The organism is Xylophilus sp. PBN-3R, from assembly GCF_057747805.1.
The window spans coordinates 1,957,358-1,977,955 of record NZ_CM173225.1; the positions used below are offsets into that span (position 1 = coordinate 1,957,358).

Here is a 20,598-nt window from a genome sequence, read left to right on the forward strand (position 1 = left end):
CTGCAAGAGTGGGCGACGTCAAGAACTGTGGGTTTGCAGTAGAAAGCCGGCGGCTCGTCGTACGAAATGCCTGCGCCGTAGGCGAATGGGCAGTTTCGATGCCTCTACACTTTCCGTATGCGCCAAGATTTCACTGTTCTCGGTTTCGAATCCTCCTGCGACGAAACCGGCGTTGCCCTGGTGCGCGCGGAAGGCGCGGGTGTGCCTCGCCTGCTGTCCCACGCACTCCATAGCCAGATCGCCATGCACCGCGCTTACGGTGGCGTGGTGCCAGAACTGGCCAGCCGCGACCATATTCGCCGTGTTCTGCCCTTGTCCGACGAAGTGATGGCGGGCGCGGGCCGCACACTGGACGACGTCGACCTGATCGCCTACACCCGCGGGCCGGGCCTCGCCGGCGCCTTGCTGGTGGGGGCGGGCGTCGCCTGTTCGATGGCGGCGGCACGGGGTCTCCCGGTACTGGGCGTTCACCACCTCGAAGGCCATCTGCTGTCGCCCTTCCTGAGCGCCGACCCACCGGAATTTCCGTTCGTCGCCTTGCTGGTATCCGGCGGGCACACCCAGTTGATGCGGGTCGACGGCGTGGGGCGTTATGCCTTGCTGGGCGAGACCATCGACGACGCGGCCGGCGAGGCTTTCGACAAGTCCGCCAAGCTGATGGGTCTCGGCTATCCGGGCGGGCCGGCGCTTTCCAGACTGGCAGAGCAGGGCGACCCGGCCGCCTTCGCCCTGCCGCGCCCGCTGATGCGCAGCGGCAACCTCGACTTTTCATTCGCCGGACTCAAGACGGCGGTACTGACCCAAGCCAAGAAACTGGGCGACCAGCTGGAAGCGCGCAAAGCCGACCTGGCCGCTTCGACCGAGGCGGCCATCGTGGAAGTGCTGCTCAGGAAGTCGGTTGCGGCGCTGCGGCTGACTGGCCTGGATCGGCTGGTGGTAGCCGGCGGTGTCGGGGCGAACCGCCTGCTGCGGATGCAGCTGAATGCCGAATGCGCACGCCTGGGCGTTCGAACGCACTACCCGGAACTGCATCTTTGCACCGACAACGGCGCCATGATCGCCATGGCTGCGGCCATGCGTGTAGCCGCCGGAGTGGCGCAGCCGACGCACACCTATGCATTCGATGTGCGTCCGCGCTGGATGCTCGGCGAATCCTGAGTTTGCGCTGTCATGGAGGGCAGCGAGGTTTCCAGGTCGGTGCAATTCGCCCGATCGAGTCCCGCCGTATCGGCTCCTGCCTCCTCCGGTTCCCTGATCTCGGTGCGGTTCACCGATTTATCCTGGCCCCGCCGGACACGAAATGTTGGATCCCACGACCAAAACAAAAAGGCCCCTGCCGCGGATGGTCATTACCACCCGACGCCGGGGCCTTGAATAACCCGGGATCTGCGGGTTCAGGAAATGGCGAGGCTTCTCGCAGTAGAAACAACGGCCTTGCGAGCCAGTTTCAAAGTCAGCACGCCGTTCTCGAGTTTGGCTTCGCTGGCATCGGCATCGATATCCTGTGCCAGTTCATAAGCCAGCTTCAGTTTGCGCGGTGCATCTGCAATGCTTTCGAGCCTGACGATATTCGCCTCGATGCTGATGGTGATCTGTTCACGCGAAAGGCCGGGAACGTCGAGCGTCAGCACCACGGCGTTTTCTTCCTGCTTCACCGAAGGCGCCTGAGCGGTGGATTGCCGAGTGCCCTGCGTAAATGCATTGGCGAGAAAACGTTCGAGCGTCTGGTCCACGGAACGCGGTTGGGAAACATAAGCCTGGCGACGTGCGGGGGTATAGAACACAGTAAAAGCTCCTGTACGGTGCGCGGCTCTCAACCTCGATTGCCGCTTGGAATGGAATCTGCGCACGCCATTCGGCATTTCAAGAGCTTTATTCACCCGATGAAAATATGCCGGGCGGTATCTTGAATTCCTTTTGCGCAGGACTATTTCCTTGCGCCCATCAGGAGCCATAACCGAAACCCTGGCACGCGCCGGCGTTCGGCAGGTGCCGGCATTCGCGTGTCATGCGGCGGTCACGGTCGGCCTGTGTCTCGCCGTTGTCTTTTGGATTGGTCCTGGCCTTCGCATTGCGGCGGCGTGTGGTGGTGGCTGCCGACAACGAAAGCGGAGCGGCGATCAGCAGGACGAGGAGGGCGGTGCGGCGATTGGGCATGGGGGTTTCGGATCGTGGACGGACTGTCATCGTCCAGTGGTTTGCAGGGCGCCGGCGACCGTTCGTCGGCTGCCTCGGCCATTCGGGCTATAATCGACGGGCTTTGCCTCCTGCAAGGCGCACGTGCAGCGCATTTCCAGCGCCGCTCGCAAGTTAAATATCTACCGGAAATACTGAAATGATCGCCTCCTCTCTCAAGGCCGAAGTCGTCAAGAGCAATGCTCGTGCTGAAAACGACACCGGCAGCCCGGAAGTCCAAGTGGCTCTGCTGACCGCTCGTATCAACGAACTGACCCCCCACTTCAAGACCCACGCCAAGGACCACCACGGTCGCCGCGGCCTGCTGCGCATGGTCAGCCGCCGCCGCAAGCTGCTGGACTACCTGAAGGCCAAGGATCCGTCGCGTTACACCGCACTGATCGCCAAGCTGGGCCTGCGCAAGTAAGCCAGGGCAGATGAAAGAACGCCTGAGTTAGCCTGCTAGCTCAGGCGTTTTTTGCATTTCGCATTTCAAATCCTCAGCCGGACAAGACCCCTCACGGATCGAAGCTGTGTCATTCCAGAGGCGTTGCGCCCCTTGAGCGCCCCTGGAATGGCATCGTCTTCTGACGGGACTCCCGGCTCCGACACACCATCACAACGACAACCGACAGGAGCAGAACTCATATGAGCATCTTCAACAAAGTCACCAAGACCTTCCAATGGGGTCAACACACCGTCCGCCTGGAGACCGGTGAAATCGCACGCCAGGCCGGCGGCGCCGTGCTGGTCGATATCGAAGGCACCGTGGTGCTGGCTACCGTTGCCGCTTCCAAGACCGCCAAATCGGGCCAGGACTTCTTTCCGCTGACCGTCGACTACATCGAGAAGACCTACGCCGCAGGCAAGATCCCCGGCAGCTTCTTCAAGCGCGAAGCCAAACCGAGCGAACACGAAACCCTGACCAGCCGCCTGATCGATCGCCCGATCCGCCCGCTGTTCCCCGAAGGTTTCTTCAACGACGTGCATGTGGTCATCCACACCGTGTCGCTGAACCCTGAAGTCGACGCGGACATCGCCGCCATGATCGGCGTGAGCGCCGCGCTGGCCGTGTCCGGCATTCCTTTCGCCGGTCCCATCGGTGCAGCCCGCGTGGGTTACATCAATGGCGAATACGTGCTGAACCCGGGCCAGACCGCCCGCAAGAACTCGCTGCTGGAACTGGTCGTCGCCGGTACCGAATCCGCCGTGCTGATGGTGGAGTCGGAAGCCCAGCAGCTGTCCGAAGAAATCATGCTGGGCGCCGTGGTGTTCGGCCATGAGCAGGGCAACATCGCCATCAACGCAATCCACGAACTGGTGCGTGACGGCGGTAAGCCGGTCTGGGACTGGCAAGCTCCCGCCAAGGACGAACCGCTGATCGCCAAGGTCGGCGCACTGGCCGAAGAAAAGCTGCGCGCCGCCTACCAGCTGCGCAACAAGCAGGCCCGCACGCAAGCCCTGCGTGAAGCCACAGCTTCCGTCATCGAAGGCCTGAAGGCGGATGGTTCGGCGGTCGACAGCGTCAAGGTCGAAGGCCTGCTGTTCGACATCGAAGCCAAGATCGTGCGCAGCCAGATCCTGTCGGGCGAGCCCCGCATCGACGGCCGCGACACCCGCACCGTGCGCCCCATCGAAATCCGCAACAGCGTGCTGCCCCGTACCCACGGTTCGGCCCTGTTCACCCGCGGCGAAACCCAGGCGCTGGTCATCACCACGCTGGGCACCGAACGTGACGCCCAGCGCATCGACGCACTGGCCGGCGAATACGAAGACCGCTTCCTGTTCCACTACAACATGCCTCCCTTCGCCACCGGCGAAGTCGGTCGCATGGGCAGCACCAAGCGCCGCGAAATCGGTCACGGCCGCCTGGCCAAGCGCGCCCTGGCCGCGGTGCTGCCGAGCAAGGAAGAATTCCCCTACACCATCCGTGTGGTGTCGGAAATCACCGAGTCGAACGGCTCTTCGTCGATGGCTTCGGTCTGCGGCGGCTGCCTGTCCATGATGGACGCCGGCGTGCCCATCAAGACCCACGTGGCGGGCATCGCCATGGGCCTGATCAAGGACGGCAACCGCTTCGCCGTGCTGACCGACATCCTGGGTGACGAAGATCACCTGGGCGACATGGACTTCAAGGTCGCAGGCTCCGCCGCCGGTATCACCGCGCTGCAGATGGACATCAAGATCCAGGGCATCACCAAGGAAATCATGCAGGTCGCACTGGCTCAGGCCAAGGAAGCCCGCCTGCACATCCTGGGCGAGATGAACAGCGCCATGAGCACCGCCAACACCACCGTGTCGGACTTCGCTCCCAAGCTGTTCACCATGAAGATCAATCCGGAAAAAATCCGCGACGTGATCGGCAAGGGCGGCTCGGTGATCCGTGCGCTGACCGAAGAAACCGGTTGCCAGATCAATATCGACGAAGACGGCACGATCACCATCGCGTCGTCCGATTCGGACAAGGCCGACGCCGCCAAGCGCCGTATCGAGCAGATCACCGCTGAAGTCGAAATCGGCAAGATCTACGAAGGCCCGGTCGTCAAGATCCTGGACTTCGGCGCACTCATCAACCTGCTGCCCGGCAAGGATGGCCTGCTCCACATCAGCCAGATCGCCCACCAGCGCGTCGAGAAGGTCACCGATTTCCTGTCGGAAGGCCAGATCGTCAAGGTCAAGGTCCTCGAGACCGACGAAAAGGGCCGCGTCAAGCTGTCCATGAAGGCTCTGCTGGACCGTCCGGCATACAACGAGCAGCCTCAGTCCTAAGCGCTGAGCTTTGACGGGCTGCAGCGGCATCACGGCCGCTGCAGCCCGTTTGCCTGTCAACTGTCCAGAAGGATGATTCCAATGCGAGCTGTCGAAATCACGCAATACGGTGCGCCCGAGGTGCTGGTGGCGGTCGAGCGGCCCAGGCCGGTGCCTGCTGCGGGCGAGTTGCTGATCCGCGTGACCGCGAGTGGCATCAATCGTCCGGACGTGCTGCAGCGCACTGGCAACTACCCGGTGCCGCCGGGTGCTTCCGACATCCCCGGCCTTGAAGTGGCTGGTGTGGTGGAGGAGGGCGAGCCTGCAGAACTGGCAGCTGCCGGCCTGCAACTGGGCGACCGCGTCTGTGCGCTGCTGCCCGGCGGCGGTTATGCCGAATACGCCACCGCAGCCATACCGCTCTGCCTGCCGGTGCCCGCTTGCCTGAGCGATGTCGAGGGTGCGGCGCTGCCCGAAACCTTCTACACGGTGTGGAGCAATGTCTTCATGCGCGGTCGCCTGCAGGCGGGCGAAACCCTGCTGGTGCAGGGCGGCACCAGCGGCATCGGCGTGACCGCCATCCTGCTCGGCAAGGCGATGGGCGCCACCGTCATCGTGACAGCCGGCAGCGACGAAAAGTGCCAGGCCTGCCTGGACCTCGGCGCCGACCATGCCATCAATTACAAGACGCAGGATTTCGTCGCAGAAGCCAAACGCATCACCGGCGGCAAGGGTGTCGACGTGGTGCTCGACATGGTGGCGGGCGCCTATGTCTCGCGCGAGATCGAGTGCCTGGCCGAAGACGGCCGCATCGTGATCATCGCGGTGCAGGGCGGCGCGAAGGCCGAGTTCAATGCCGGCCAGTTGCTGCGTCGCCGCCTGACGGTGACCGGTTCCACGCTGCGTCCGCGTTCGGTCGAATTCAAGGCCGGCATCGCCGCGCAGCTGCGCGAACACGTCTGGCCGTTTCTGGCTTCGGGTCGTATCCGTCCCGTCATCAACAAGACCTTCGGCGCCGAGCGCGCCGCCGATGCGCACACCCTGATGGAGTCGGGTGCGCATGTCGGCAAGATCGTCCTGACCTGGTAATTTCATTCAAATGCAGCAACGCAAAAAATTAGTCGCCGGCAACTGGAAGATGAACGGCGGCCTGGCTGCCAACGCAGCACTGCTCGACGGTCTGCTGTCGGGCGTTGGTACGCCTGCTTGCCAGGTAGTCGCCTGTGTGCCGGCACCTTATCTGGCGCAGGTCTCCGCCCGCGTCGCCGGTAGTGCCCTGGCGCTGGGCGCGCAGGACGTCTCGGCCCATGCGTCCGGCGCCTATACCGGTGAAGTCTCTGCGGCCATGCTGGGTGATTTCGGCGTAGCGTATTGCATCGTCGGCCACTCCGAGCGCCGCCAGTACCATGGCGAGACCGACACCACGGTGGCGGTCAAGGCCCATGCCGCACTCAAACAGGGCATCACGCCCATCGTGTGTGTCGGCGAGACCCTGGCCGAACGCGAAGCGGGTGAGACCGACGCGGTGGTCGGACGCCAGCTGGCTGCCGTACTGAAGCTGTTGGGTGACGATGCCGCTGGCATGGTTCTGGCCTATGAACCCGTGTGGGCCATCGGCACCGGCAAGACCGCCAGCCCCGGGCAGGCCCAGGCAGTGCACGCCGCATTGCGTGCCCAGTTGAAGGCGGCCGGCGATGCCATCGCTGCGCAACCGATTCTTTATGGTGGCAGCATGAATGCCGTCAATGCCGCGCAGCTGCTGGCCCAGGCAGACATCGACGGCGGCCTGATCGGTGGCGCATCGCTGAAGGCGCCTGATTTCCTGGCCATCGTGGCCGCTGCCAGCTGATTGCTCCAATTTTTTAGCGTTTTCCTGTCCGAGAGATTTTGATATGCACATCGTCCACAACCTGATCCTGGTCGTCCAGATCGTTTCCGCCCTGGCCATGATCGGCCTGATCCTGGTCCAGCACGGCAAGGGTGCCGACATGGGTGCCGCGTTCGGCAGCGGCAGCGCCGGCAGCCTGTTCGGTGCCAGCGGCAGTGCCAACTTCCTGTCGCGCACCACGGCGGTCCTGGCAGCAGTCTTCTTTGTGGCGACCCTGGCGCTGGCTTATTTCGGCAACCTGCGCGGAGGCGATTCCGGCAGTGTGCTCGACCGCGTGTCGACCCCTGCGCCCGTGACGGCTCCTGCTGCTCCGGTCGATACCGGCCCGGCATCGCAGATCCCGGGTAATGCGCCGACAGCACCTGCTGCTCCGGCATCGACTCCCAAGGCTCCCTGAAGACTTCTATAAGAGTTGGTCAAAACTTCTTCCCGGGCGGTAAAAACCCGCACGATTACAGGGTAGAATTCGAGTCTGTTCGGAAAGCCACAAACTGCAGGTCAGATGTAAATCAACCTCCAGTCCTCATGCCATCCGAACAGTAGAAAAAAGCCGTCGTGGTGAAATTGGTAGACACGCTATCTTGAGGGGGTAGTGGCGAAAGCTGTGCGAGTTCGAGTCTCGCCGACGGCACCATACAAGACGGGTCTGCATGCTTCTTGCTTGCAGGCCCGTCACGAGAGACGCGATAGGGCCACCCCAGATGAACCTCAGCCAGTACCTCCCCGTCCTTCTGTTCATCCTGGTCGGTATAGGGGTCGGAGTCGCCCCTCAGGCCTTGGGTTATCTGCTGGGCCCCAATCGGCCCGATGCGGCCAAGAACTCCCCTTACGAATGCGGCTTTGAAGCCTTCGAAGACGCCCGCATGCAGTTCGACGTCCGGTACTACCTCGTCGCCATCCTTTTCATTCTGTTCGATCTCGAGATCGCCTTCCTTTTCCCCTGGGCCGTGGCATTGAAAACCATCGGTCCGGTCGGATTCTGGGCAGCGGTGATCTTCCTGGGCATTCTGGTCGTGGGTTTCGCCTACGAATGGAAAAAAGGCGCCCTCGACTGGGAATGACGGATCAGCAGGCAAGGAGCAAAAGCCATGGCAATTGAAGGAATCCTGAAAGAAGGGTTCATCACGACGTCGTACGACTCGGTGGTGAACTGGGCCAAGACCGGCTCGTTGTGGCCCATGACCTTCGGTCTGGCCTGTTGTGCGGTCGAAATGATGCACGCTGCAGCAGCCCGTTACGACATCGGTCGTTTCGGCGCAGAAGTGTTCCGCGCCAGTCCCCGCCAGTCCGATCTGATGATCGTCGCCGGCACGCTGTGCAACAAGATGGCGCCAGCATTGCGCAAGGTCTACGACCAGATGGCCGAGCCGCGCTGGGTGCTGTCCATGGGTTCCTGCGCCAACGGCGGCGGTTACTACCACTACAGCTATTCGGTGGTGCGCGGCTGCGACCGCATCGTGCCGGTCGACGTCTATGTGCCGGGCTGCCCACCCACGGCTGAAGCGCTGATCTACGGGATCATCCAGCTGCAGCAGAAGGTGCGCCGCACCAACACCATCGCCCGCGTCTGAGCGCGCTTTCGAAAAACCGCCCCCGATGACAGCCGAAACGTTTGCAGTCGCCCCCGAGGCGCTGAAGGAAACCCTGGTGAGCACGCTGGGTGACAAGGCCCGACGGATCGAGATCCGCCTGGACGAAGTCACCGTGATCGTGCCACTGGAAAATTACCTCGAGGTGATGCAGACCCTGCGCGATGCGCCGGGTTGCCGCTTCGAGCAACTCATCGACATCTGCGGCGTGGACTATTCCACCTACCGCGAAGGTGCCTACGAAGGCGCCCGCTACTGCTCGGTAGCCCATCTGCTGTCGGTCAGCCTGAACCAGCGCGTGCGGGTCAAGGTGTTCTGCACCGACGACGACCTGCCGGTGGTGCCTTCTGTCAACTTCCTGTGGAACTCGGCCAACTGGTTCGAGCGCGAGGCTTTCGACCTGTTCGGCATCGTCTACGAAGGCCACGAAGACCTGCGTCGCATCCTGACCGACTATGGTTTCATCGGGCACCCGTTCCGCAAGGACTTCCCGCTGTCGGGTCACGTCGAAATGCGATACGACGCCGAAATGCAGCGTGTGGTCTACCAGCCCGTCTCGATCGAGCCGCGCGAAGTCACCCCCCGCATCCTGCGCGAAGACAACTACGGCGGCGGACTGCACTAGAGCCATGGCTGAAATCAAGAACTACACCCTCAACTTCGGTCCGCAGCATCCGGCCGCCCACGGCGTGTTGCGCCTGGTGCTCGAGCTCGACGGCGAAGTCGTGCAACGCGCCGACCCGCACATCGGGCTGTTGCACCGTGCCACCGAGAAGCTGGCCGAACACAAGACCTTCATCCAGTCGCTGCCCTACATGGACCGCCTGGATTACGTCTCGATGATGTGCAACGAGCACGCCTATTGCCTGGCCATCGAGAAGCTCCTCGGTCTGGAAGTTCCGATCCGCGCGCAATACATCCGCGTGATGTTCAGCGAAATCACCCGCATGCTGAACCACCTGATGTGGCTCGGCTCGCACGGCAACGACTGCGGCAGCTCGACCATCCTGATCTATGCGTTCCGTGAACGCGAAGACCTGTTCGACATGTACGAAGCCGTCTCCGGCGCGCGCATGCATGCTGCTTATTTCCGTCCGGGCGGCGTGTACCGCGACCTGCCGGACACCATGCCGCAGTACACGGTCAGCAAGATCAAGAATGCCCGCGCACTCGCTCGAATGAACGAGAACCGCCAGGGTTCGCTGCTCGATTTCATCGAAGACTTCACGAACCGCTTCGACCACAACTGCGACGAATACCACACGCTGCTGACTGACAACCGCATCTGGAAACAACGCACGGTCGGAATCGGTGTGATGGACCAGCAGCGCGCGCTCAACCTCGGCCTGACAGGCCCGATGCTGCGCGGATCCGGTATCGCCTGGGACCTGCGCAAGAAGCAGCCCTATGACGCGTACGACAAGGTGGATTTCGATATTCCGGTCGGCAAGACCGGTGACTGCTACGACCGTTATCTGGTGCGCATGGAAGAGTTGCGCCAGTCGAACAAGATCATCAAGCAGTGCGTGCAGTGGCTCAAGGCCAATCCCGGCCCGGTGATCACCGACAACCACAAGATTGCGCCACCGGCTCGCGAGTCGATGAAGGCCAACATGGAAGAGCTGATCCATCACTTCAAGCTCTTCACCGAAGGTTTCCACGTGCCCGAAGGCGAGGCCTACGCAGCGGTGGAACATCCCAAGGGCGAATTCGGCATCTACCTCATGAGCGACGGTGCCAACAAGCCTTACCGCCTGAAGATCCGGGCGCCGGGTTTCGTGCATCTCGCCGCCTTGGACGAGATGGCGCGCGGCCACATGATTGCCGATGCGGTTGCCGTCATCGGCACGCTGGACATCGTTTTCGGGGAGATCGACCGATGAGCTCGGGCCATACCCATACATCCGCTGAAGCCGTGCCGCTGTCGGCCGACGCGCTGGCGCGTTTCGACAAGGAAATCGCCAAGTATCCCTACGCACAACGCCAGTCGGCCGTGATGGCCTGCCTGTCGATCGCCCAGCAGGAGCAGGGCTACGTCAGCCAGGCCAGCGAAGCGACGATCGCCGAGATCCTGGGCATGCCCGAGATCGCGGTGCGCGAAGTCACCACGTTCTACAACATGTACAACCAGCACAAGCTGGGCACCTACAAGCTGAACGTCTGCACCAACCTGCCGTGCCAGTTGCGCGACGGCCAGAAGGCGCTGCATTACCTCGAGAACAAGCTGGGCATCAAGATGGGCGGCACCACGCCTGACGGCATGTTCACGCTTCAGCAGAGCGAATGCCTGGGCGCCTGTGCCGATTCGCCGGTGATGCTGGTCAACGACCGCACCATGTGCAGTTTCATGAGCGAAGAGAAGCTCGACCAGCTGATCGAAGGCCTCAAGGGAGCACAAGCATGAACGCCGAACAAGTTCTGTCGCAGTTCCAGGCGACCGGTGTCCAGACCTGTTTCCACGACCGCCATATCGAGCCCCAGATCTATGCCGACCTGAACGGCACCAACTGGCGCCTGAAGGATTACGAAGCCCGCGGTGGCTACGCGGCCCTGCGCAAGATCCTTCAGGGCGCTGACGGCGCCGAGCCGATGACGCAGGACCAGGTCATCGCCACCGTCAAGGAATCCGCGTTGCGCGGCCGTGGCGGCGCGGGTTTCCCGACCGGCCTGAAGTGGAGCTTCATGCCCCGTGCGTTTCCGGGCCAGAAATACCTGGTCTGCAATTCGGACGAAGGCGAACCGGGTACCTGCAAGGACCGCGACATCCTGCAGTTCAATCCCCACATCGTCATCGAAGGCATGATCATCGCGGCCTTCGCGATGGGCATTTCGGTCGGCTACAACTACATCCACGGCGAGATCTTCCAGACCTACGAACGGTTCGAGGAAGCACTCGAAGAGGCGAGGGCGGCCGGCTACCTTGGCGACAAGCTCCTGGGCAGCAACTTCAGCTTCCAGCTGCACGCCTTCCATGGTTTCGGCGCCTACATCTGCGGCGAAGAAACTGCGTTGCTCGAGTCGCTCGAAGGCAAGAAGGGCCAGCCGCGCTTCAAGCCGCCGTTCCCGGCCAGCTTCGGCCTTTACGGCAAGCCGACCACGATCAACAACACCGAAACCTTCGCGGCGGTCCCATGGATCATCCGCAACGGTGGCGCTGCATACCTCGCCTGCGGCAAGCCGAACAACGGCGGCACCAAGATCTTCTCGGTGTCCGGCGACGTCGAAATGCCCGGCAACTACGAGATTCCGCTGGGCACGCCATTCAGCAAGCTGCTCGAGCTGTGCGGCGGCGTACGCAAGGGGCGCAAGCTCAAGGCCGTGATTCCGGGTGGGTCGTCCTCGCCCGTGCTGCCGGCCGACATCATGATGCAGTGCACGATGGACTACGACTCCATTGCCAAGGCCGGCTCCATGCTGGGTTCGGGCGCGGTCATCGTGATGGACGATTCGCGCGACATGGTCGAATCGCTGCTGCGCCTTTCGTACTTCTACATGCACGAGTCCTGCGGCCAATGCACGCCTTGCCGCGAAGGCACGGGCTGGATGTGGCGCGTGATCGACCGGATCATGCACGAGCACGGCCGCGAGGGTGACCTCGACCTGCTGAACTCTCTCGCAGACAACATTCAGGGGCGCACCATCTGCGCCCTGGGCGATGCAGCGGCCATGCCGGTGCGCGCCATGATCAAGCACTTCCGCCCCGAGTTCGAGGCTCTGATCCAGCAGAGGAAGAATTCCGCCGGCACGGCTCACGCCTGATATCCGCGGAAAGAACACGACATGGTTGAAATCTCACTCGACGGCCAGAAGGTCGAAGTCGCCGAAGGCTGCATGGTGATGCACGCCGCCGAAAAGGCCGGCACCTACATCCCGCACTTCTGCTATCACAAGAAGCTGTCCATCGCGGCCAACTGCCGCATGTGCCTGGTGGAAGTGGAAAAAGCGCCCAAGCCGATGCCGGCCTGCGCAACGCCCGTCACCAACGGAATGATCGTCCGCACCAAGAGCGAAAAGGCCATCAAGGCCCAGCAGTCGGTGATGGAATTCCTGCTTATCAACCATCCGCTGGATTGCCCGATCTGCGATCAGGGCGGCGAATGCCAGCTGCAGGATCTCGCGGTCGGCTACGGCGGCTCGGCTTCTCGTTACGCGGAAGAAAAGCGCGTCGTGTTCCACAAGGACGTCGGCCCGCTGATCTCCATGGAAGAGATGAGCCGCTGCATCCACTGCACCCGCTGCGTGCGTTTCGGCCAGGAAGTCGCCGGCGCCATGGAACTGGGCATGATCCATCGGGGCGAGCATTCCGAAATCACCACGGTGATGGGCGATACGGTCGACAGCGAACTGTCGGGCAACATGATCGACATCTGCCCGGTGGGCGCGCTCACCAGCAAGCCTTTCCGCTACAGCGCCCGTACCTGGGAACTGTCGCGCCGCAAGTCGGTCAGCCCGCACGATTCCACAGGTGCCAACCTGATCGTGCAGGTCAAGAACAACCAGGTCATGCGGGTTCTGCCGCTCGAGAACGAAGCGGTCAACGAATGCTGGATCGCCGATCGCGACCGGTTCTCTTACGAATCCCTGAATAGCGACCAACGCCTGACGCAACCCATGCTGAAGCAGGGCGGTGAATGGAAATCTGTCGACTGGCAGACCGCTCTGGAATATGTGGCCAACGGCCTGCGCCAGATCAAGACCGACCACGGTGCCGCATCCATCGGTGCACTCGTCAGTCCGCACAGCACGCTCGAAGAGCTGCAACTCGCCGGCGCCCTGGTGCGCGGGCTGGGCAGCGACAACATCGATTACCGCCTGCGTAATGCCGACTTCACCGCTGCCCCCAGCGGTGCGGTTCGCTGGTTGGGCCTGCCGATCGCAGACCTGACTTCGCTGCAACGTGTGCTGGTCGTGGGTTCCAACCTGCGCAAGGACCATCCGCTGTTCGCCCAGCGCATTCGCCAAGCAGCCCGCAAGGGTGGCTCGGTGCATGCGGTAGCCGTCGGCGCCGCCGGCTGGGCGATTCCGCTGGCCACCTCGGTTTCTGCATCGTTCGACCAATGGCTCGACGTGCTGGGTGGCATCGCCGCCACCATTGCTGCCGACAAGGGCGTTGCCGCTCCGCTGGCAGTCGAAGCCGACGACGCCGCCAAGGCCATCGCCGCATCGCTTTCCGGTGGCGACCGCAAGGCCATCCTGTTGGGCAACGGTGTCGCGCACCATGCCAATGCATCGCAATTGCTGGCGGTCGCCCAGTGGATCGGGGAGCAGACCGGCGCCAGTGTCGGTTTCCTGACCGAGGCCGGCAACACCGTCGGCGCCCAGTTCGTCGGCGCAGTGCCGCAGAACGGTGGCCTGGATGCCGGTGCCATGCTGAATGGCGGCCTGAAGGCGGCCCTCCTGCTGGATGTCGAAGCCGGACTCGATACGCCGCTGTCGGGCAAGGCCGTGGGCAACGCCCAGATGGTCGTTACCCTGAGCCCTTTCAAGAGCAACCTGGACATCAGCGATGTGCTGCTGCCCATCGCTCCCTTCACCGAAACATCGGGCACCTTCGTCAATGCCGAAGGCCGCATCCAGAGCTTCCACGCGGTGGTCAAGCCTCGTGGTGAGACCCGTCCGGCCTGGAAGGTCATCCGAGTGCTGGGCAACCTGCTCGGCTTGCAAGGTTTCGACTTCGAATCCTCGCAGGAAGTGCTGGCACAGATCCGCAACGGCCTGCCCGCCGATGCGACCCACGTGCCGGCCGAACGCCTGTCCAACGCCACCACCGTGGCCGCGAACAGCGCTCTGTCGAGCAATGTCGCGGCTCCTGTCGTGGCTTCCATCTACCAGTTGGACGGCATGGTGCGCCGCGCAGTCTCGCTGCAACTCACCGCCGACGCGCGCCTGGCTGCAAGCTCGGCCGTCTTGACCGCCGAAGAGGGCGTGCCAGCATGATCGATAGCATCTACAACGGCGGCCTGGGTCTGGTCGCCGCTTCCTGGTGGCCGGCCATTGTCTGGCCGGTCCTTTGGGCACTCATCAAGATCATCTGCGTCCTGCTGCCGCTGCTGGGCGCCGTGGCCTACGCGACGCTGTGGGAACGCAAGTTCCTGGGCTGGATCCAGGTGCGGCACGGTCCCAATCGGGTCGGTCCGTTCGGGCTGCTGCAACCCATCGCCGACGCGGTGAAGCTGCTGACCAAGGAACTGATCAACCCGTCGGCCGCTGCCGGTGGACTTTTCCGCCTGGGTCCGGTGATGGCCATCATGCCGGCGCTGGCCGCATGGGTCGCCATCCCCTTCGGGCCCGATGTGGTACTGGCCAATGTCAATGCCGGCCTGCTGCTGATCATGGCGATTACCTCGATCGAGGTGTACGGCGTGATCATCGCCGGCTGGGCATCCAACTCCAAATATGCCTTCCTGGGCGCGCTGCGGGCTTCGGCCCAGATGGTGAGCTACGAAATCGCCATGGGCTTCTGCCTGGTGGTGGTCATCATGGTCACCGGCAGCCTCAACCTGGGTGACGTTGTTGCCTCGCAGGCCAAGGGCATCTTCGCTGACCGGGGCGTCAGTTTCCTGTCGTGGAACTGGCTGCCGCTGCTGCCGATCTTCATCGTCTACCTGATTTCCGGTGTCGCTGAAACCAACCGCCATCCGTTCGACGTCGTCGAAGGCGAAGCCGAAATCGTCGCCGGCCACATGGTCGAGTACTCGGGCATGGGTTTCGCCATTTTCTTCCTGGCCGAATACGCCAGCATGTGGCTGGTGTCGATCCTGGCGGTGCTGATGTTCCTGGGTGGCTGGCTGTCGCCGGTCGGTTTCCTGGACTTCATCCCCGGCTGGATCTGGCTCGCCGCCAAGACTTTTTTCGTCCTCTCGCTTTTCATCTGGATCCGCGGCACCTTCCCGCGCTTCCGCTACGACCAGATCATGCGTCTGGGCTGGAAGATCTTCATTCCCGTCACGTTGGTCTGGCTGCTGATCGTCGGCGGCTGGATGCAGACATCCTGGAATATCTGGAAGTAAAAACACGATGAGCGCCGTCGCTACACCTCCATCCACGTCGTCTGCCTTTTCGGTTCGCGACTTCCTGAAGAGCTTCATGCTGGTCGAGCTGTTCAAGGGCATGGCCCTGACCGGCCGATACACCTTCCGTCGCAAGATCACCGTGCAGTTTCCGGAAGAGAAGACCCCGCTGTCGCCGCGTTTCCGCGGCCTGCATGCGCTGCGCCGCTACGACAACGGCGAAGAACGCTGCATCGCCTGCAAGCTGTGCGAAGCGGTCTGCCCGGCAGTGGCCATCACCATCGAGTCGGAAGTGCGCGACGACGGCAGCCGCCGTACCAGCCGCTACGACATCGACCTGACCAAGTGCATCTTCTGCGGCTTCTGCGAAGAGAGCTGCCCGGTCGACTCCATCGTCGAGACGCACATCCTCGAATACCACGGCGAGAAGCGTGGCGACCTGTACTTCACCAAGGACATGTTGCTGGCTGTGGGTGACCGCTACGAGAAGGAAATCTCGGCGGCCAAGGCTGCGGACGCCAAGTACCGCTGAGGCGCCACGAGGCTCCTGAAAAAAGATCGACCATGGACGTCAACACCGGTTTTTTCTATCTGTTCTCGCTCGCGCTGCTGTTTGCCGCGTTCCGCGTGATCACCGCGCGCAACCCCGTGCACGCGGTGCTGTTCCTCATGCTTGCGTTTTCGCAGGCGTCGGCCCTCTGGCTGTTGCTGAAGGCCGAATTCTTGGCCATCACCCTGGTGCTCGTGTACCTGGGTGCGGTGATGGTGCTTTTCCTGTTCGTGGTGATGATGATCAACCTCAACATGGACGGCATCCGGCAGGGTTTCTGGAAACACTTCCCTCTGGCCGCCGTCATCGGCGTGGTCATCGCCCTGGAAATGGCCTATGTGCTGATGGGCGGCTTCCGGGTCACCGCTGCCGTGGCGTCGGCACCCGGCACCGTTGAGGTGTCGAACACCCAGGCGCTGGGTTATCTGCTCTACACCAAGTACCTTTATCCGCTGGAAGTGGCGGCAGTGATCCTGGTGGTCGCCATGATCGCGGCCATCGCGCTGACCCTGCGTCGCCGCAAGGACACCAAGGCCATCGACCCGTCCGAGCAGATCCGCGTGCGCTCCAGGGACCGCATGGTCCTGGTGAAGGTGCCCGCCACCCGTGTCGCACCGCCGGCACCCCCTGAAGCACCGGCTGCGCCAGCAGCGGCCGTGGAGACCAAGGCATGACGCTCACCCTCGGACATTACCTGGCGCTGGGCGCCATCCTCTTCGCGCTGTCGGTCATCGGCATCTTCCTGAACCGCAAGAACATCATCGTGCTGCTGATGGCCATCGAACTGATGCTGCTGGCGGTCAACATGAACTTCGTCGCGTTCTCGCATTACCTGAACGACATGCACGGACAGGTTTTCGTGTTCTTCATCCTGACCGTGGCTGCAGCCGAATCGGCAATCGGCCTGGCGATCCTGGTGCTGTTGTTCCGCAACCGTTCCACGATCAGTGTCGAAGAGCTCAACACGCTCAAGGGCTAAAGGGAACAAGAAGAATCACGATGAGCGCAACCCTCTCCGCATCCACATTGCTGGCGATTCCGCTGGCACCCCTCGCCGGCGCGCTGCTGGCCGGTATTCCCGGCACGCTGTTCGGTGGCAACGCCATCGGCCGCAAGGCCAGCCACACGCTGACCATCCTGGGCGTCTTCATCGCCTTCATGCTGTCTGCTTTCACCCTTCGCGACGTGCTGGTCGACGGCGCCCATTTCGACGCCACCATCTACGAATGGATGACGGTCGGCACGTTGAAGATGGAAGTCGGCTTCCTGATCGACAGCCTCACCGCCATGATGATGTGTGTGGTGACCTTCGTCTCGCTGATGGTTCACCTGTACACGGTGGGCTACATGGCCGAAGACGACGGCTACGACCGCTTCTTTTCGTACATCTCGCTGTTCACCTTCAGCATGCTGATGCTGGTGATGAGCAACAACCTGCTGCAGCTGTTCTTCGGCTGGGAAGCGGTGGGCCTGGTCTCGTACCTGCTGATCGGTTTCTGGTACACCCGCAAGACCGCCATCTTCGCCAACATGAAGGCCTTCCTGGTCAACCGTGTCGGTGACTTCGGTTTCATCCTGGGCATCGGCCTGATCGCCTCGTACACCGGCACCCTGCATTACGGCGAGATCTTCGCCAAGGCAGAACAGCTGTCGACGCTGACCTTCCCCGGTACCACCTGGATGCTGATCACCGTCATCTGCATCTGCCTGTTCATCGGCGCCATGGGCAAGTCGGCTCAGTTTCCGCTGCACGTCTGGCTACCCGACTCGATGGAAGGCCCGACCCCCATCTCCGCGCTGATCCATGCCGCCACCATGGTGACGGCCGGCATCTTCATGGTGAGCCGCATGTCGCCGCTGTTCGAGCTGTCGGACACCGCACTGAACTTCATCCTGGTCATCGGTGCCATCACCGCGCTGTTCATGGGTTTCCTGGGCATCATCCAGAACGACATCAAACGCGTCATCGCATATTCCACGCTGTCCCAGCTGGGGTACATGACCGTTGCGCTGGGCGCGTCGGCATATTCGGTCGCGGTTTTCCACCTGATGACCCACGCGTTCTTCAAGGCGCTGCTTTTCCTCGGAGCCGGCTCGGTCATCATGGGTGTGCACCACAACCAGGACATCCGCTGGATGGGCGGCCTGCGCAAGTACATGCCGATCACCTGGATCACCTCTCTGCTGGGTTCGCTGGCCCTGATCGGCACGCCGTTCTTCGCGGGCTTCTACTCCAAGGACAGCATCATCGAAGCAGTGCATGAAAGCCATCTGCCCGCAGCCGGTTTTGCCAGCTTCGCGGTGCTGGCGGGGGTGTTCATCACGGCGTTCTATTCGTTCCGCATGTACTTCCTGGTCTTCCACGGCAAGGAACGCTACGACCAGAACCCGGATGCACACGGCCATGGCCATGACGACCACACTGCGCACGACGACGCACACGGCCATCACGAAGAAACCTTGGCCGCCGGTCACGAAGAGGCCGACCACAGCCACGACGACCACGGCCACGGTGGCAAGCCGCACGAATCCCCGTGGGTCGTCACGCTGCCTCTGGTCCTTCTGGCGATCCCGTCGGTGGTCATCGGTTTCATCGGTATCACGCCGATGTTGTTCGGCGACTTCTTCAAGGGCGTGATCTTCATCGACGAAGCCAGGCACCCGGCCATGGCCGAACTGGCCGAGGCCTTCCACGGGCCGGTCGCCATGGCCATCCACGGCCTCAGCACCGCGCCGTTCTGGCTGGCCCTGTCGGGTGTCGTGCTGTCGTACTACATGTACATGATCAACCCGGCTCTGCCGACGGCGATCAAGCGCATCTTCCACCCGGTTTACGTGCTGTTCGAGAACAAGTACTACCTCGACTGGATCAACGAGAACATCCTGGCCCGCGGCGCCCGTGCCCTTGGCACAGGCCTGTGGAAGGTGGGCGACCAGGCCATCATCGACGGTGCCATCGTCAATGGCTCGTGGCGGACCGTGGGTCGCCTGTCCAGCGTGGTTCGCCGCCTGCAGTCGGGTTACCTGTTCCATTACGCGCTGGTGATGATCGTCGGCATCTTTGTCCTGCTCACGTACTTCGTGTGGCACGACCAGTTCATGGCGCTGTTCCGCTGATCCGGTAACCAGAAGGAAAACGATAAAAATGGGCTGGTTGAGTCTCGCCATCTGGACACCGATCGCATTCGGTGCCGTCTCTCTGCTGCTGGGCCGCGATGGCCAGCAAAATCTGGTTCGCTGGTTCGCGCTGATCGGTTCGTTGGTGGCCCTGGCCGTCACGGTGCCGGTGGTCGCGGGTTTCCGCATCGGCACTGCAGCGATGCAGTTCGTCGAACGACACGACTGGGTCGAACGTTTCAACATCCACTACCACCTCGGTGTGGATGGTCTGTCGATGTGGTTCGTGCCGCTGACCGCCTTCATCACGGTCATCGTGGTGATCGCGGCCTGGGAGGTCATCACCGACCGGGTGCACCAGTACATGGGCGCGTTCCTGATCCTGTCGGGCCTCATGATCGGTGTGTTCAGTTCGCTGGACGGCATCCTGTTCTACACGTTCTTCGAAGCCACCCTGATCCCGATGTACCTGATCATCGGCATCTGGGGCGGACCGAACAAGATCTACGCCGCGTTCAAGTTCTTCCTGTACACGCTGCTCGGTTCGTTGCTCACCCTGATCGCGCTGATCTACCTGTACAACGTATCGGGCGGCAGCTTCGACATCGCCACCTGGCACAAGCTGCCGCTGTCGATGACGGCGCAGACGCTGATCTTCTTCGCGTTCATGGCGGCCTTCGCCGTGAAAGTTCCGATGTGGCCGGTGCATACCTGGCTGCCGGACGTGCACGTCGAGGCGCCTACCGGCGGTTCGGCCGTGCTGGCGGCCATCATGCTGAAGCTGGGGGCCTATGGTTTCCTGCGTTTCTCGCTGCCGATCGCCCCTGACGCCGCCCACAAGTACGCCTGGCTGTTGATCACCTTCTCCATCATCGCCGTGGTGTATGTGGGCCTGGTCGCGATGGTCCAGAAGGACATGAAGAAGCTGGTGGCGTATTCGTCCGTCGCTCACATGGGCTTCGTCACCCTGGGTTTCTTCATCTTCAACGACATCGGCATGGCCGGTGGCATCGTGCAGATGATCGCGCACGGTTTCGTGTCGGCCGCCATGTTCCTGTCGATCGGCGTGCTGTACGACCGGGTTCATTCGCGAGACATCGCTGCCTACGGCGGCGTGGTCAACAAGATGCCCCGTTTCGCCGCCTTCGCGCTGTTGTTCGCCATGGCCAACTGCGGCCTGCCTGGCACTGCCGGTTTCGTCGGTGAATGGATGGTCATCCTGGCCGCGGTCAAGTACAACTTCTGGATCGGCGCACTGTCGGCCACCGCGTTGATCCTGGGCGCCGGCTACACCTTGTGGATGTACAAGCGCGTCTACCTCGGCCCGGTGGAAAACCACCATGTCGAAGAGCTGACCGACATCGGCGGCCGCGAGTTCCTCATCATGGCGCTGCTGGCTGTCGCCACGCTGTACATGGGCCTGTATCCCAAGCCCTTCACCGACGTGATGGATGCGTCCGTGGCCAATCTGCTGCAACACGTTGCCCAGTCCAAGCTGCGCTGACCCGAACGAAAAGAAGA

General features: G+C 62.4%; 21 protein-coding genes and 1 tRNA gene. 20 read left to right on the forward strand and 2 right to left on the reverse strand.

Annotated elements, in window-relative coordinates:
• Positions 1–117 precede the first annotated feature (117 nt).
• Positions 118–1,158 carry a tRNA (adenosine(37)-N6)-threonylcarbamoyltransferase complex transferase subunit TsaD gene (gene tsaD / locus AC3ANW_RS09270; RefSeq protein ID WP_488344885.1) on the forward strand — a complete coding sequence of 347 codons (1,041 nt, stop codon included), beginning with the start codon at positions 118–120 and terminating at the stop codon, positions 1,156–1,158.
• A gap of 236 nt (positions 1,159–1,394) precedes the next feature.
• Here the strand turns inward: tsaD and AC3ANW_RS09275 are convergent, their stop codons facing one another.
• Positions 1,395–1,880: an Hsp20/alpha crystallin family protein gene (locus AC3ANW_RS09275; protein WP_488344886.1), complete on the reverse strand. Its 486-nt coding sequence runs from the start codon at positions 1,878–1,880 to the stop codon at positions 1,395–1,397.
• 64 nt (positions 1,881–1,944) lie between these two features.
• Positions 1,945–2,157 (reverse strand): hypothetical protein, encoded by a 213-nt coding sequence (locus AC3ANW_RS09280; RefSeq protein ID WP_488344887.1) that lies wholly within the window; start codon positions 2,155–2,157, stop codon positions 1,945–1,947.
• Between the two features lie 178 nt (positions 2,158–2,335).
• Between AC3ANW_RS09280 and rpsO the strand changes: the two genes are divergently transcribed.
• The 19 genes from rpsO to AC3ANW_RS09375 all read left to right on the forward strand — a co-directional run bounded on the left by rpsO (position 2,336) and on the right by AC3ANW_RS09375 (position 20,581).
• Complete coding sequence (gene rpsO, locus AC3ANW_RS09285; RefSeq protein WP_488344888.1) at positions 2,336–2,602, forward strand: 30S ribosomal protein S15; 267 nt, start codon at positions 2,336–2,338, stop codon at positions 2,600–2,602.
• Between the two features lie 221 nt (positions 2,603–2,823).
• Positions 2,824–4,944, forward strand: a complete 2,121-nt coding sequence (pnp, locus tag AC3ANW_RS09290) for a polyribonucleotide nucleotidyltransferase (RefSeq protein WP_488344889.1) — start codon at positions 2,824–2,826, stop codon at positions 4,942–4,944.
• Positions 4,945–5,025: 81 nt separating this feature from the next.
• Positions 5,026–6,012, forward strand: a complete 987-nt coding sequence (locus tag AC3ANW_RS09295; RefSeq protein WP_488344890.1) for an NAD(P)H-quinone oxidoreductase — start codon at positions 5,026–5,028, stop codon at positions 6,010–6,012.
• A gap of 10 nt (positions 6,013–6,022) precedes the next feature.
• Positions 6,023–6,772 (forward strand): triose-phosphate isomerase, encoded by a 750-nt coding sequence (gene tpiA, locus AC3ANW_RS09300; protein ID WP_488344891.1) that lies wholly within the window; start codon positions 6,023–6,025, stop codon positions 6,770–6,772.
• 43 nt (positions 6,773–6,815) lie between these two features.
• Positions 6,816–7,208: a preprotein translocase subunit SecG gene (gene secG / locus AC3ANW_RS09305; RefSeq protein WP_488344892.1), complete on the forward strand. Its 393-nt coding sequence runs from the start codon at positions 6,816–6,818 to the stop codon at positions 7,206–7,208.
• Positions 7,209–7,360: 152 nt separating this feature from the next.
• A tRNA-Leu gene (locus tag AC3ANW_RS09310) sits at positions 7,361–7,445 on the forward strand.
• A gap of 67 nt (positions 7,446–7,512) precedes the next feature.
• Complete coding sequence (locus AC3ANW_RS09315; RefSeq protein ID WP_318634853.1) at positions 7,513–7,872, forward strand: NADH-quinone oxidoreductase subunit A; 360 nt, start codon at positions 7,513–7,515, stop codon at positions 7,870–7,872.
• Between the two features lie 27 nt (positions 7,873–7,899).
• On the forward strand, positions 7,900–8,382 hold the full coding sequence (locus tag AC3ANW_RS09320) for a NuoB/complex I 20 kDa subunit family protein (protein ID WP_318634854.1): 483 nt from the start codon (positions 7,900–7,902) through the stop codon (positions 8,380–8,382).
• A gap of 25 nt (positions 8,383–8,407) precedes the next feature.
• The gene (locus AC3ANW_RS09325) at positions 8,408–9,025 is read left to right on the forward strand and encodes an NADH-quinone oxidoreductase subunit C (protein WP_488344893.1); all 618 of its coding nucleotides are present in this window, start codon (positions 8,408–8,410) and stop codon (positions 9,023–9,025) included.
• Between the two features lie 4 nt (positions 9,026–9,029).
• A complete protein-coding gene (locus AC3ANW_RS09330) occupies positions 9,030–10,283 on the forward strand; it encodes an NADH-quinone oxidoreductase subunit D (protein ID WP_488344894.1) in 1,254 nt (417 codons plus the stop codon).
• The gene (locus tag AC3ANW_RS09335; protein WP_488344895.1) at positions 10,280–10,804 is read left to right on the forward strand and encodes an NADH-quinone oxidoreductase subunit NuoE family protein; all 525 of its coding nucleotides are present in this window, start codon (positions 10,280–10,282) and stop codon (positions 10,802–10,804) included. Before AC3ANW_RS09330 ends, AC3ANW_RS09335 begins: the two co-directional genes overlap by 4 nt.
• A complete protein-coding gene (gene nuoF / locus AC3ANW_RS09340) occupies positions 10,801–12,159 on the forward strand; it encodes an NADH-quinone oxidoreductase subunit NuoF (protein ID WP_488344896.1) in 1,359 nt (452 codons plus the stop codon). The genes AC3ANW_RS09335 and nuoF overlap by 4 nt, the downstream gene beginning before the upstream one ends.
• Before the next feature lie 21 nt (positions 12,160–12,180).
• Positions 12,181–14,337 carry an NADH-quinone oxidoreductase subunit NuoG gene (gene nuoG, locus AC3ANW_RS09345; RefSeq protein ID WP_488344897.1) on the forward strand — a complete coding sequence of 719 codons (2,157 nt, stop codon included), beginning with the start codon at positions 12,181–12,183 and terminating at the stop codon, positions 14,335–14,337.
• Entirely contained in the window at positions 14,334–15,410 is a 1,077-nt protein-coding gene (gene nuoH / locus AC3ANW_RS09350) for an NADH-quinone oxidoreductase subunit NuoH (protein ID WP_488344898.1), read from the forward strand. The genes nuoG and nuoH overlap by 4 nt, the downstream gene beginning before the upstream one ends.
• Positions 15,411–15,417: 7 nt before the next feature.
• Positions 15,418–15,942, forward strand: a complete 525-nt coding sequence (gene nuoI, locus AC3ANW_RS09355) for an NADH-quinone oxidoreductase subunit NuoI (protein WP_488344899.1) — start codon at positions 15,418–15,420, stop codon at positions 15,940–15,942.
• Positions 15,943–15,974: 32 nt separating this feature from the next.
• Entirely contained in the window at positions 15,975–16,634 is a 660-nt protein-coding gene (locus AC3ANW_RS09360) for an NADH-quinone oxidoreductase subunit J (protein WP_488344900.1), read from the forward strand.
• A complete protein-coding gene (nuoK, locus tag AC3ANW_RS09365) occupies positions 16,631–16,939 on the forward strand; it encodes an NADH-quinone oxidoreductase subunit NuoK (RefSeq protein ID WP_488344901.1) in 309 nt (102 codons plus the stop codon). The genes AC3ANW_RS09360 and nuoK overlap by 4 nt, the downstream gene beginning before the upstream one ends.
• Before the next feature lie 20 nt (positions 16,940–16,959).
• On the forward strand, positions 16,960–19,077 hold the full coding sequence (nuoL, locus tag AC3ANW_RS09370) for an NADH-quinone oxidoreductase subunit L (RefSeq protein WP_488344902.1): 2,118 nt from the start codon (positions 16,960–16,962) through the stop codon (positions 19,075–19,077).
• A gap of 28 nt (positions 19,078–19,105) precedes the next feature.
• Positions 19,106–20,581, forward strand: coding sequence for an NADH-quinone oxidoreductase subunit M (locus tag AC3ANW_RS09375; protein ID WP_488344903.1), 1,476 nt, complete (start codon positions 19,106–19,108; stop codon positions 20,579–20,581).
• The last annotated feature ends 17 nt before the right edge of the window (positions 20,582–20,598 follow it).